General features: G+C 67.5%; 11 protein-coding genes. 7 read left to right on the top strand and 4 right to left on the bottom strand.

The window, feature by feature from the left end; all coding sequences use genetic code 11:
• Positions 1-62: 62 nt before the first annotated feature.
• Both LG299_RS13620 and LG299_RS13615 read left to right on the top strand, forming a co-directional pair.
• Complete coding sequence (locus LG299_RS13620; RefSeq protein ID WP_404431131.1) at positions 63-1316, top strand: ATP-binding protein; 1254 nt, start codon at positions 63-65, stop codon at positions 1314-1316.
• Complete coding sequence (locus LG299_RS13615; protein ID WP_404431129.1) at positions 1313-2032, top strand: response regulator; 720 nt, start codon at positions 1313-1315, stop codon at positions 2030-2032. The genes LG299_RS13620 and LG299_RS13615 overlap by 4 nt, the downstream gene beginning before the upstream one ends.
• Positions 2033-2036: 4 nt before the next feature.
• Here the strand turns inward: LG299_RS13615 and LG299_RS13610 are convergent, their stop codons facing one another.
• The gene (locus LG299_RS13610; RefSeq protein ID WP_404431127.1) at positions 2037-2501 is read right to left on the bottom strand and encodes an Lrp/AsnC family transcriptional regulator; all 465 of its coding nucleotides are present in this window, start codon (positions 2499-2501) and stop codon (positions 2037-2039) included.
• A gap of 73 nt (positions 2502-2574) precedes the next feature.
• On the opposite strand from LG299_RS13610, the gene LG299_RS13605 reads away from it, so the two are divergent.
• The 4 genes from LG299_RS13605 (at position 2575) to LG299_RS13590 (ending at position 6368) form a co-directional block, all read left to right on the top strand.
• Positions 2575-4011: a DUF6421 family protein gene (locus LG299_RS13605; RefSeq protein ID WP_404431125.1), complete on the top strand. Its 1437-nt coding sequence runs from the start codon at positions 2575-2577 to the stop codon at positions 4009-4011.
• Complete coding sequence (locus LG299_RS13600; protein WP_404431123.1) at positions 4004-4687, top strand: SDR family NAD(P)-dependent oxidoreductase; 684 nt, start codon at positions 4004-4006, stop codon at positions 4685-4687. Before LG299_RS13605 ends, LG299_RS13600 begins: the two co-directional genes overlap by 8 nt.
• A gap of 68 nt (positions 4688-4755) precedes the next feature.
• Complete coding sequence (locus tag LG299_RS13595) at positions 4756-5556, top strand: DUF1206 domain-containing protein (RefSeq protein ID WP_404431121.1); 801 nt, start codon at positions 4756-4758, stop codon at positions 5554-5556.
• 2 nt (positions 5557-5558) lie between these two features.
• Positions 5559-6368, top strand: coding sequence for an alpha/beta fold hydrolase (locus LG299_RS13590; protein WP_404431119.1), 810 nt, complete (start codon positions 5559-5561; stop codon positions 6366-6368).
• Here LG299_RS13590 and LG299_RS13585 read toward each other — a convergent pair.
• Positions 6365-7744 carry an FAD-binding oxidoreductase gene (locus LG299_RS13585; protein ID WP_404431117.1) on the bottom strand — a complete coding sequence of 460 codons (1380 nt, stop codon included), beginning with the start codon at positions 7742-7744 and terminating at the stop codon, positions 6365-6367. The genes LG299_RS13590 and LG299_RS13585 overlap by 4 nt on opposite strands.
• 73 nt (positions 7745-7817) lie before the next feature.
• Here LG299_RS13585 and LG299_RS13580 point away from each other — a divergent pair, with 73 nt between their 5' ends.
• Positions 7818-8888: a threonine aldolase family protein gene (locus LG299_RS13580; RefSeq protein WP_404431115.1), complete on the top strand. Its 1071-nt coding sequence runs from the start codon at positions 7818-7820 to the stop codon at positions 8886-8888.
• A gap of 91 nt (positions 8889-8979) precedes the next feature.
• On the opposite strand, the gene LG299_RS13575 is transcribed toward LG299_RS13580, so the two are convergent.
• Positions 8980-10281: a DivIVA domain-containing protein gene (locus LG299_RS13575; RefSeq protein WP_404431113.1), complete on the bottom strand. Its 1302-nt coding sequence runs from the start codon at positions 10279-10281 to the stop codon at positions 8980-8982.
• 218 nt (positions 10282-10499) lie between these two features.
• The gene (locus LG299_RS13570) at positions 10500-12416 is read right to left on the bottom strand and encodes a M3 family metallopeptidase (RefSeq protein ID WP_404431111.1); all 1917 of its coding nucleotides are present in this window, start codon (positions 12414-12416) and stop codon (positions 10500-10502) included.
• Positions 12417-12441 lie beyond the last annotated feature (25 nt).

The raw sequence follows: 12441 nt of genomic DNA, 5'->3' as shown, positions 1-12441 counted from the left end.
CGACCGTCTGAGCGGGATTGCGCTCTTTGATTCACATGGCGGGTGGAGGTGCAACGATGCGCATGCGACGGGTACCCACCAGCCGCACTCGTCGTTTGGCGATCCTGGTCATGCAGTGCGTCGTTGTCTTGGCGTGCGTCGCGGTGACCGGCGGAATCGCCACGCTGGTGCAAGAGCGCAGCATCCGGACCGCGACCGAAGAGCGCGTCTTGGATGTCGCGCAGAGCTTGGCCGAACTCAGCCAGGTGCAGACGGCGGTCACCGGCGATCGCGCGATGGCCACGGCCGAACTGCAACCGGTGGCTGACCTCATCGAGGCGGCATCCGGTGTCGACTACGTCGTGATCACGGATGCCGCGGGCATAAGAGTCACGCACCCCACACCGTCTGAGCGTGGCCTGCCGGTTTCGACCGACCTGGGCTCGGTGCTCGACGGCGAGACATTTCTCGGGACGGAGTCGGGAACGATCGGCCCTACCCTCCGCGCCAAAGTGCCGATCATCGTCGACGGCGAGATCGTCGGCGCCACCTCGGTGGGAATCCTCGAGAGCACCATCGCTGCCGACTTCGACGAAGCTGTCGCCAGCCTCGTCCCCTGGATGCTCGGGGCAGTCCTCCTCGGTTGTCTCGCCAGTGCCCTCCTCACGAGTGTGCTCAACCGACGCCTGCGGCGGCTCGAAGTCGACGCCCTCGAACTCGACACCCAGCGGCGCATCGCCGCGGCGCTCCGCGATCAGACGCACGAGTTTCGCACGCGCATGCACGTGGTGCACGGTCTGATCGCCCGCGACGAGAACGCCGAAGCGCTCACTTATATTCGTGGAGTGGTTCCCGTCTCGGACGGCCCCGGAGCCGGGGCTGACATCGACGACCCGACGCTGCGCGCCCTGCTGGCCGCTCTGTCGGCCGACCTCGACGCACTCGGCGCGGCACTCACCGTCGACGAGTTGAGCACGGTCGAGAGAGGGTCTGTGCACGATGATGACCTGGTCGTGGTCTCGAACCTCTGCCGCAACGCCGGCGAGGCGGGCGCGCGAGCCGTCGGAGTGATGGTGCGCTCTGATCACGAGAATGTCGTCGTCGTCGTCGAGGATGACGGTCCGGGAATCCTGCCCGCCGACGTCGCGCGGGTCTTCGAGCGCGGTGTAACGAGTAAGAGCGACGAGTCCGGCACCGGCCGCGGCGTGGGGCTGGATGTGGTTCGGCGGATCGTCAATCGGCGCAAGGGCACGGTCGAGGTCGGCCGCTCAGCATCAGGTGGTGCCCGCTTCATCGTCGACATGCCGGCGGCCAGCGCGACGCGGGTGCAGCGATGACTGCTGTGAGCGCCGACCTTATCCGCACCCTTGTCGTCGACGACGATGAGTCAGTCCGGCGGCTACACGAGGCGTACCTGGTGGACGTCCCGGGGTTCGTCGTGGTCGGCTCGATCGGCCACGGTGCGGGTGCTGCCGAGATCGCCGGACGGTCAGACATCGACCTCGTGCTGTTGGACATGAACCTGCCCGATTTCAGCGGCATCGAAGTATTGCACCGCATTCGCGCCGCCCGCGGAAGCGCCGTCGACGTGCTCGTGATCAGCTCAGCGCGCGATCGGGTGACCGTCCGGCAGGCACTCTCGGCGCGTATCGTCGGCTACCTCGTCAAGCCGTTCACCCAGGAGGCTTTCACGGGGCGGCTCACGCAGTACCGCGATGCGCGTGCCGCCGCACACGCCGAAGCCGACCTCCCCCTCGGGCAGGGAGAGATTGACCGGATGCTGCAGCCGAGCGCACCCGCATCCCCCGCGGCACCACCCCCCGTTTCGCTGGCCAAGGGCTTGAGCGCCTCGACCCTGGATCTCGTGCGCGCCCAGCTCGACCCGGTACGAGCGACCACGGCCGCCGAGATCGCCGACGCCGTGGGTACCTCTCGCGCGACGGCGCGCCGCTATCTCGACCATCTGCAGAGGACAGGTGAAGTCGACGTCGCTCACCGCTACGGGCAGCGCGGCCGCCCTGAGCTGCTCTACCGGTTCAGCCCGTCGGTGTAGCACTTCAGCCTGGCGCCGACCCGGGTGCAAGGGCCATCGGACGGTTCTCGTAGAACGTCTGCAGGACGACAGTGGTGCGCGTCGACACGGAGGCTGCAAGCCGGATGTCGCGGATCAACGCTTCGAGATCGCGCGGTGTCGCCACCCGCACGAAAAGAATGTAGGCCGCGTCGCCCGCGATCGAATGGCACGCCTCGATCGCGTCGAGGTGCTCGAGCAACTCGGGGGCGACGTCGGGCTGACGCGGGTCGAGCGGTGTGATCTCGATGAACGCTGACAGTGTTCTGCCGACTGCTTGTGGGTCGATGATCGCGCGGTAGCCGGTGATGACGCCGGTACTCTCGAGCCGGCGTAGCCGTGCCTGAACCGCTGAGACACCGAGTCCGACGCGTTCGGAGAGTTGAGCGAGCGTCGCGCGCGGATCACGCGAGACCTCGGCAACGATCGACAAGTCGACAGAATCATCCATACATGGAAGAATATCGGTTGATCCGGCAATTCGCCGGAATGTTTCCGTCTCATCCTCAGGATCGGAGGTTCTCATGCTCAACACTCCTCTCGCAAACGCGCAGGTCATCGTCGGCGAACCCGAGGTCGTAGAGGACACCCGCGTCGAGACCGTCGAAGACTCTGAGGCATGGCTGAGCCTGAAGGCCGCCGCCACGGCGATGCAGAGCCTCCAGGTCAAGGACGGCTCGGTGCCCGAGGCATCCGACCACGACACCGCCCGTTCGCACGTCGCGACCATCATCGAGGGCGTCCGCGAGCTGGCTCCCGTCTTTCCGCACGACGCCGAGTACTTGACGGCCCTCGTCGCCGACTTCGAGAAGTGGCAGGCGGACGGCTTCGGCGTGCCCGACTTCCTCGACTCTCTCGTCGCCTTCCAGCCGCAGCTGAACCGGGTCGACGGCATGCGTCATCTCGTGGTGTTTCCGATGTACACGCAGAACGGCTCGAGCAACCGCTTCGTCGAGGCGCTCCTGGTCGAGGTGATCTGGCCCGAGTTCATCGCCGAGCTCGAGACCCAGTACACGAACAAGCTGTTCCTGTCGCTGCGCCTGGTGGACTTCACGCCCGGCTACGACACGAACTCAGCCGTGCTCTTTCCTGAGACCGTCGCGATGCGCGAGATCCCGACGTTCACGTGGGGGGCGATCTTCCAGGACCGTGAGGCCGCGCGCTACCGCCGGGTCGTGCGGGCTGCCGCCGAGATCACCAAACTCCAGCTTCCTGAGTGGGCAGCCGAGATGCTCGATGATCAAGAGCTGACCGAGAAGACGTTCGTGATGTGGGACATCATTCACGACCGCACCCACATGCGCGGCGACCTTCCGTTCGACCCGTTCATGATCAAACAGCGCATGCCCTACTTCTTGTACTCGCTCGAAGAGTTGCGCTGCGACCTGACCGCGTTCCGCGAGTGCGTGGCAATTGAGCGCGACCTGATGGAGCCGTTCGCGATCGGTCAACCGATCGATGCGATCCAGTCCGAGACGCTCAAACAGGCGCAGCTCGTACAGTTCGCGGTCATCTTCGACCGGATCTTCCGCTTCGCGATCACCGGAACCCGCGTGCGCAACTACGACGCCGTCGGCGGTCAGTTGCTGTTCGCGTGGCTGCACCAGCGCGGCGTGCTGCACTGGACCGACACCGCGCTCACCTTCGACTGGCCGAACGTTCCGGCGGCGGTTGTCGAGCTCAGCGATGCGATCGACGAGCTCTACTGGCGCTCGATCGACCGCCCGAAGGTCGCGCACTGGCTCGCCGCGTATGAGCTCGTGCGCTCGACGCTGACGCCGAACCCGGCGTCGCAATGGGCGCGGGGTCTGCCCGATGAGATACTCGCCGGGATCCCGAAGGGGTATACCGATCAGGTGATGGACGACGAGTTCCCCCTGTCGATGTTCTTCGAGGCGCTCGAGAAGAAGATGCGTCCGGTGATCGAGTCGACCGCGGGTATTCGGGCGACGGATGCCTGAGCCCGTTGCTGGTCGCACGGTTGCTGGTCGTACCGTCCTGATCGCCGGCGCCACCAGCGCCGCGGGCCATACCGCGGCGCGCACGTTCGCACTCGCCGGAGCCCGCGTCGTCGCCGTCGGCCGTGACCCCGAACGCCTGGCCGCTCTCAGCGAGTGGGCAATGGGGATATCCGGCGACCTCACGGACGAAGCATCCGTCGCCCGCATTGCCGACGAGGTTCACTCAGCCGCTGGCCCGGTCGATGGAGTGCTTCACCTCGTCGGCGGCTGGCGCGGCGGCGGCGGACTCGCCGGGCAGAGCGAGGCAGACTACCGCTTTCTCGAGCAGTCCTTCACCGCGCTGCGGCTGGTTTCGCGCGCCTTCGACCGTGACCTTCGGGCGTCGGATGCAGGGCGCCTTGCGATCGTCTCGTCCACAGCGGTCGCCCGCCCCTTGGCCGGGGCCGCCAACTACGCCGCGGTGAAGGCCGCGAGCGAAGCGTGGACACGTGCGGTCGCACAGGGCTTCGCCAAGAGCGCTCGGGACGCGGGCGAACCGCTGCGCGCAGCATCCGTCATCTATCGCGTGAAAGCGTTGGACGGGCTCGAACAGACCCTCGCCGACGCGTACGCGGGGCTCTGGGGTCAAGATGCGGCCGAAATCAACGACACCGCGATCACACTGAGCGGCGCGTGACTCCTGCACGATGATCGGCCCTTAGTCAAGGGGGTACGGCCGTTCTTCCGGGCGATTACGCTTCGCGTATGACCTCCCCGACCGGAGCCGCACGCGCGGCTCAAGACTCCACTGCCTTCCGCGTGACCGCACGGGTCGGCTACGTCGTGCTCGGCATCCTGCACATACTCATCGGTGCGATCGCGATCTCGATCGCCACCGGCGGCGGCGGCGACGCCGACCAGGGTGGTGCGCTCGCTGCGATCGAGCAAACGCCGGCCGGAGTGTTCCTGCTCTGGGCGATCGTGGTGGGTCTTGCGGCCCTGGCGATCTGGCAGATCGCCGAGGTCTTTCTCGAGCGCGACCCCGACACCAAGAAGAAGTGGGGTCACCGCCTCAAGTACGCCGGCACCGCGGCGGCATACATCGCGATCGCCGTCACCGCGCTCGTCTACGCCCTGGGTGGCCGCTCCGACTCGGCCGAGTCGTCACAGTCGTTCAGTGCCCAGCTTCTCGCGACTCCCGGCGGGGTCATCCTGCTCGTGCTCGTCGGGCTCATCGTCGCCGGAATCGGCATTGCGTTCATCGTGCGCGGAATCACGAAGGCGTTCGAGAAGAACCTCGACCTGCCCGAGGGCAAGGCGCGCCAGGGCATTCTGACGTTCGGCCTGATCGGTTACATCGCCAAGGGCGTCGCTATCGGCGTCGCCGGAGTTCTGTTCATCGTGGCCGCGTTCACGAGCGACCCTGAAAGCGCCGGCGGATTGGATGCTGCTCTCCGCGCGCTCGCCGATCTCCCCTTCGGCCCGATCATTCTCTGGATCGTCGGCGCCGGCCTGATCATTTACGGCCTGTTCTGTTTCGCCCGCGCGCGCTACGCAAAGATGTGACCATGCCCGAGATTCTCAGTACCGATGGCGTCCGCCTGAACTATCTCGAGTCAGGCGACCCTGCGGGCCGACCGGTGATCCTCGTCGCGGGCTTCAAAGCTCCGGCGACCTCCTGGAAGCCGCAGCTCGGCGCACTGGAGAAAGCCGGGTACCGGGTCATCGCGCTCGATCGCCGCGGTCACGGCGCCTCAGAGGTCGGGCGCGATGGTGCGCACGACATGGACCGCCACGGAGCCGACATCGGCGACGCGATCGCCGCACTCGAGCTCGAGAACACGACGGTCGTCGGCCAATCGATGGGCGGCAACTCGATCTGGGCGCTGCTTTCCGCCGGCCGCGCGGCAGGCATCCGCGACATCGTCATCGTCGACCAGACGCCGAAGATGCTGAACTCCGAGGATTGGCCGTACGGCTTCTACGACTACGACTCTTCGAACATCGACACGCTCTTCGCGAGCGGCGTACCCGATCCAGGTCGACACTCGTTGGTGTCGAAGGGGCCGGTGCGCGTAGCGCGGCTGCTGAAGGCGATCGATCTGAAGGCTGCGAAGGCCGGCTTCACCCCGGCTGAACTCGAACTGCTGAACGACCATGCGAAGCGCGACTGGCGCCCGACGATCGCCGCGACCGCCGTACCTGTGCTCTTCGTTGCCGGGCGCGAGAGCGACTTCTGGCCGTGCGAGCATGCGGTTGCTTCCGCTGCGCTCGCGCCGCTCGGGCATTCGGCCGTCATCCAGAAGGCCGGGCACGCCACCAACATCGAGCAGCCGAAGGCGTTCACTGTCGGCCTGCTGAAGTGGCTGGCCCGCTAGAAGGCCTTTCCCGGGTTGAGTGTTCCGCGCGGATCGAGCGCGGCCTTGATGTCACGGTGCATCGCGAGCACCCTCTCGCCCAGCTCTGCGCGGGCGCCGGGCAGCTTGAGCAGTCCGACGCCGTGCTCGCCGGTGACCGTGCCGCCCAGCTCTCGGCAGTCCTCGACGATGCGATCGAACGCGAGCTTCGCGCGGGCCTTGGCTGCGGCATCCCCCTCCGGCGCGATGATCAGCGGATGCAGATTGCCGTCTCCGGCGTGCGCGATCGTCGCGATGACGACATCGTGCGCCGCCGCGGTGTCTCGGATGCGGCCGAGCATTTCGGGCACGGCCGCGCGCGGGACGCAGATGTCCTCGGTCAGCACGGGTCCGAGCCGTTCCAGCGCGGGGTAGGCGAGCCGGCGGGCGAGGAAGAGTCGATCGATCTCGGCCGGGTCGACGGCCTGGTCGACCGCGAGCGCACCGGCATCCGTCATGTGACGGGCGACGGATGCTGCGGCCTCGGCGCCGGTCGCACCGGGGTCGTCGACCGTGGACAGCAGCAGGGCGGCGGCGCCGCGCGGAAGACCGAGACCCTGCCACTCGTCGACCGCGTTCAGGCACATCGCGTCGATGAGCTCGAGGGCCGAGGGGATGATCCCGGCTGCGCTGATCGCGGCGACGGCGACCCCCGCGTCTTCGAGCGAGGCGAACGAGCCGACGACCGCGCGCTCCTCACGGCCACCGAGCGGCAGCAGCGACAGGGTCACCTCAGTGATGATGCCGAGCGTGCCCTCGGACCCGACCATCAGAGCCGTGAGGTCGTAGCCGGTCGCGCCCTTCGCGGTGCGCCGCCCGAGGTGTACGATCTCGCCGTCGGCGAGGACGACCGTCATGCCGAGGACGTAGTCGCGGGTCACCCCGTACTTGACGCAGCAGATGCCTCCGGCGTTCGTGGCGGCATTGCCGCCGATCGTCGAGATCCGGTAGCTCGCCGGGTCGGGCGGGTACCAGAGGCCGTGTGCGGCGACGGCGCGGCGAAGGTCGTCGTTGATCAGTCCGGCCTCGGCGACGACGTAGCGTTCTGAGACATTCACCTCGTGCACGCGGGTCATGCGCTCCAACGACACGACGATCGACTCGGCCAGGGCGTTGGCACCTCCGGAGAGCCCCGTGCCCGCACCTCGCGCGACAACGCTGAGCCCCGCGTCCGCAGCGGTGCGGACGACGACGGTGACGTCATCGGTGGTCTCGGCGAGCACGACCGCCACGGGGCGGTGGAACTCGGCCCACTCGGCGTCGTCGTGCGCGTACGCATCCCGCTCGGCCGGATCGGTCAGCACCTGGTCCGGTCGCAGGACTAGCCGTAGTTTCGCGGCGACATCGTCGTCAGACATGGCTCGACTCTAGTCAGCGCGACCGCGCGGTGCGGGCGCGTGCGACGGGCGGTGGCGATGGGAGGATGGAGGGGTGACCCACCCCCTGCATGACACCACCATCCGCGGCTTTGCGTCCGACAACTACTCCGGCATTCACCCCGAGGTGCTCACCGCGATCGCGACTGCCAATGACGGGCACCAGGTCGCTTATGGGGAGGATGCCTACACCGCCCGTCTGCAAGAGGTCATGGCTGGCCACTTCGGCGAGGGCGTCGAAGCGTTCCCCGTCTTCAACGGCACCGGGGCGAATGTCGTCGGGCTGCAGTCGATGCTCCCCCGTTGGGGTGCGGTGATCGCGGCATCCACCGCGCACATCAACGTCGACGAAGGCGGGGCACCCGAGCGGGTCGCGGGCATCAAGCTCCTGACCGTCCCCACCGACGACGGCAAGCTCACCCCCGAACTCATTGACCGCGAGGCCTGGGGCTGGGGCGACGAACACCGCGCTCAACCGCTCGTGGTCTCGATCACCCAGTCCACGGAGCTCGGCACGCTGTACTCGGTCGACGAGCTGCGCGCGATCGCCGATCACACCCACTCGCTCGGCATGAAACTGCACCTCGACGGTGCGCGGATCTCCAACGCCGCAGCATCCCTCGGCGTGCCCCTGCGCGCATTCACGCGCGACATCGGCGTGGACATCCTCAGCTTCGGCGGCACGAAGAACGGCGCGATGCTCGGCGAGGCAATCGTCGTGCTCGACCCCGACGCCTCCGCGGGGCTAACCTTCCTGCGCAAGCTGAACATGCAGCTGTCATCGAAGATGCGGTTCGTCTCAGCTCAGCTCATCGCGCTGCTCGACGGCGACCTCTGGTTGCGCAACGCGACCCACTCCAACGCCATGGCCCAGCGTCTGCGCGCCGGGGTCGAGGCAGGGCTCGCCGACGGGTCAATCCACGGTGTCGCCTTCACTCAACCCACGCAGGCCAACGGCGTGTTCGCGACCGTGCCCGACGGTGTCGCCGACCGCCTGCGCGAGTCGTTCCGTTTCTACGACTGGGACGCCGCGAAGAACGAAGTGCGCTGGATGTGCAGCTTCGACACCACCGAAACCGACATCGACGCCTTCATCGAGGCCATCAAGGCTGAGACCAGCCGTTAGGCCGGTGTCGAGCGTGAAGGTTCCGGGACGAGTCGGCCCCTGGGCTCACCGCGGAGGCACCGCGGGGCAATCCGTCCCGGAACTTTGACGATCAGGCCGCTTCTTCGTCCTGGTCCGGCGCGGGACTGACAGTCGAGCCGTGCTCAGACACGCTCGCCTCGAGCTCGTGCTCTTCGGCAGGCACGACCGCGAGCTCGATCGACGCGTCCGACCCGCTCTGCGGGCGGATCAGCTCTTTCACCTCTGACATGAAGCTCGTCAGCTGATGCTGCTGCCAGCGGAGGTGGCGGGTACGGTCTTCGGCATCGCGGAGCACTGACTGCGAGTGGGTACTGACCATGTCGATGATCTTCTGTGCCTTGTCGCGGGCGCGCTCGAGCGTCTCGCGGGCACGGATGTTGGCGTCGGCCTCGATCTGCGCGGCCTGGGCACGCATGAGGCGTTCGAAGTCGTCCGCCTTGGCGGCAACGCGCTGAGCGTGCTCGAGCGATGCGGCGACCTGGTCGTTCGCGTCCAGCGTGATGCGCTCGGAGTGCGCGACGGCCTGATTGTGCAGCACCAGGAACTCCTGCTGCGCATCGTGCTGTCGGCGGGTCAATGACTCTTCGAACTCGAGCGCACGCACGCGCAACTCGCGCACGGCCTCTTCAGCCTCGGCCCGGGCGTGCGTGGTCTCGCGAGCGACCATTGAGCGCAATGCGGCAGCGCCCTTCTCGGATTCGGCACGCACGGCCGCGGCCTCCTGCTCTGCCTGTGCCACCTTCTCGGTCGCATGAGCGGTCTCACGCTCGATGAGCGCCTGGTGCGCGGTCAGCTCGGTGTCGATGCGCAGCCGGACCTGCGCGGCGTCGTGTTCGGCCTGGGCGCGGATCGCGTCAGCTTCTGCCTGAGCCTGCGACCGGCGGTTCTGCACTTCTTCACGGGCGGCCACGAGCAGGCGCTCGCCCTGAGTCGAGGCGTTGCGCACGAGCACGCTCGCCTGCTCTTCGGCCACCCGAAGGATCTCTTCGAACTGAGGCCGGCTGGGCGAGTCCGCCGTCGCACCGACGAGCTCGTCGGTGAGGGCTTCGATGCGCCCCTCGGCGGTGACGACCCGCGCCTGGGCCGCCGCCAGGTCGCGCTGCAGGCGCTCGACCGTTGCCCGGGCCTGGGCGTCGGCCGCGCCTGCGTGCCGCTGGCGTTCCGTGAGCTCTGCCACGCGCTCACCCTCGACGCGCACCTGCGCGGTCAAGCGGGCAATCGCGCGGTCGACCTCGTCGCGGTCGTAGCCGCGAAACGCCGCGGTGAATTCGGCGCCCGGGGAGCTGGCCTGGAACGAGGCGCCGACGAGCGCGTCGAACGGCGACGAATCGGGCGTTGATGGATCGGGGGCTGAGACCGGGCGGTCAGACATCGGTGTTCCTACTTCGTGATTCTGAGGGTTCAGCACCGCCGCGGGCGCTGCGGTGCGCACGCGGCTCACCGATGAGAATCACTCGCGAGCGTTCGCGAGGGGGTGTCATCGTGCTCGGCCGAACCATCGGGGGATGCGGCGCAGAGGGGGGTTCTGCGCTTCGGTAGTGGAAGGATACCCCGTCCGGCTGTACGCACGAAGACGGCGGATGCTGCGCCTCAGATGCCGCCCGACACCCACGCGCGATAGGCGTCGAACGCGTAGGGACGACCCAGGAACGACTCGACCAGCTCGCGCGCATCGCGCGACCCGCCGGGCTCGAGAATGTGCTCGCGGTAGCGGCGGGCGGCCGCAGCATCCATCAGATCCCCGTTGAATCCTGACAGCAGATCTCGGGCAATGACGAGACTCCACTGGTAGGTGTAGTAGCAAGATCCGTACCCGGTCAGGTGACCGAAACCGGCGTACGAGTGGCTCCCCGGCAGCGGCTGCACCGGCGAACTCGTCGCGTACAGCCGTTCGGTCTCGGCCTGAAGGTCAGCGGGTCGGTCGACGTGCAAGTGATACGACACGTTGGCGTGGCCCAGCTGGCGTCGCACTTCGAGCCCGCGGCCGAACGCGTCGGCGGTCTTCATCTTGGTGACCAGGTCGGCGGGAATCGGGTCGCCATCGGCGTTCGCCGAGAACGATGCGAGGACTCCGGCATCCCACGCCCACTCCTCGAGGAGCTGACTCGGTGCCTCGACGAAGTCCCACTCGGTGGCCACGCCGCTGAAGCGCACCCAGCGCTGGCGTCCGCCCAGGATGTGGTGGACAAGGTGTCCGAACTCGTGGAAGAAGGTCACGACCTCGTCGTGCTCCATCAGGCCGCGAGAGAAATTGCACAGCAGCACACCCTCGGGTAGCACGCGGTCTTCGACACCGGTCGCGAGCGGGAAGCACGCGGCGTGGTTGAACTTGCCGTCGCGCGGGTGCAGATCGAGATGGATGCGCCCGAGCATTTCGCCGTCGCGGACGACGTCGAACGACCGGACGTCTTCGTGCCACGTCGGCTCAGCGACCGCGATGTACCGCACGTCGAGCAGCTTGCCCGTGGTGTCAAGCAATCCCTGCAACACGCGCTCGAACGAGAAGTACGACCGCACGAGCTGAGCGTCGACGTCGTGCTCCTCGCGCTTGAGGGCGCCCAGCAGGTACCAGAAGTCGGCGATCGTGACCTCGTCGGCGTCCGACGCATCACGGCGCAGCCGCTCGAGAAGCTGTGGGTACTCTGCGGCGGCCGCGGGGGCGGATGCCTCATCCACCCGCGCCAGAAACTCGGGCACCGCAGCACCTGAGCCGATCATTCGTGTCTCAGTCTCGTACTCCGCCCAGTCGGCGTAGCCGAGCAGCTGCGCCCGCTCAGCGCGGACGCCGAGCAACTCAGCCAGGATCGGCTCGTTTTCGGGCCAGCCGAGGTTGTTGTACACGCTCACCAGTGCCGAGCGCGTTGCACGGTCGGTCGCATATTCTCGAACCGGCATGAGGTCGGTGTAGTCGGTGGTGAGGGTGACCAGTCCGTTCTCGTCGGTCGGATGCGTCTCGATGAAGTCGGCCGGCAAACCGGCCAGACCGGCGGCCGACACGGTGATTTCGCGCCGCCCGTCGCGGATGTTGCGCGAGAAGGCGAGCGAGAGTTCCGTGTCGCGATCGGTGAGCTCGGTCACGCGAGCGCGCTTCGCGTCAGCGAGTTCTACTCCCCCGCGACGGAAGTCACGCAGCAGTCGTTCGAGCAAACGCGCCGAGTCGGCGTCGAGGTCAGCGGAAGAGGTCTCGGCGAACACACGCCACAGGTCGCGGTCGAGCATCCGGCCGGACGAGAGCGCCTCGACGATCTGCACCTGGTGCTCGGCGATCTCGCGCACGGCTGCATCGGGGTGCGCCTCGCTGAGCAGATACACCTCGCTCAATGCCGCGCCGAGGGCGATCTCGGTATCATTCCACAACTCGAGGCGTTCGGCCGTCGTCAGCCCGGATTCGGTGCGCAGTCGCTCATCGATGGCCTCGACCTGGCGCACGCGTTCGGTCGGACGGTCGGAGGCGAACGCCGTCCAGCCGTCGAGATCGGTCGGGAAGACAAGGGGTGCAGTGCTCACCCGACGAGCCTACGTCGTGCTGCCG

It is taken from the genome of Microbacterium lacus (assembly GCF_044794305.1).
GTDB lineage: Bacteria > Actinomycetota > Actinomycetes > Actinomycetales > Microbacteriaceae > Microbacterium > Microbacterium lacus_B.
This window is presented reverse-complemented; position numbering and strand designations above follow the sequence as displayed.

Coding starts and splice junctions, on each gene's coding strand:
- LG299_RS13615 (WP_404431129.1), top strand. CDS start 1,313: ATGACTGCTGTGAGCGCCGACCTTATCCGCACCCTTGTCGTCGACGAC.
- LG299_RS13590 (WP_404431119.1), top strand. CDS start 5,559: ATGCCCGAGATTCTCAGTACCGATGGCGTCCGCCTGAACTATCTCGAG.
- LG299_RS13605 (WP_404431125.1), top strand. CDS start 2,575: ATGCTCAACACTCCTCTCGCAAACGCGCAGGTCATCGTCGGCGAACCC.
- LG299_RS13585 (WP_404431117.1), bottom strand. CDS start 7,744: ATGTCTGACGACGATGTCGCCGCGAAACTACGGCTAGTCCTGCGACCG.
- LG299_RS13610 (WP_404431127.1), bottom strand. CDS start 2,501: ATGGATGATTCTGTCGACTTGTCGATCGTTGCCGAGGTCTCGCGTGAT.
- LG299_RS13575 (WP_404431113.1), bottom strand. CDS start 10,281: ATGTCTGACCGCCCGGTCTCAGCCCCCGATCCATCAACGCCCGATTCG.
- LG299_RS13620 (WP_404431131.1), top strand. CDS start 63: ATGCGACGGGTACCCACCAGCCGCACTCGTCGTTTGGCGATCCTGGTC.
- LG299_RS13595 (WP_404431121.1), top strand. CDS start 4,756: ATGACCTCCCCGACCGGAGCCGCACGCGCGGCTCAAGACTCCACTGCC.
- LG299_RS13600 (WP_404431123.1), top strand. CDS start 4,004: ATGCCTGAGCCCGTTGCTGGTCGCACGGTTGCTGGTCGTACCGTCCTG.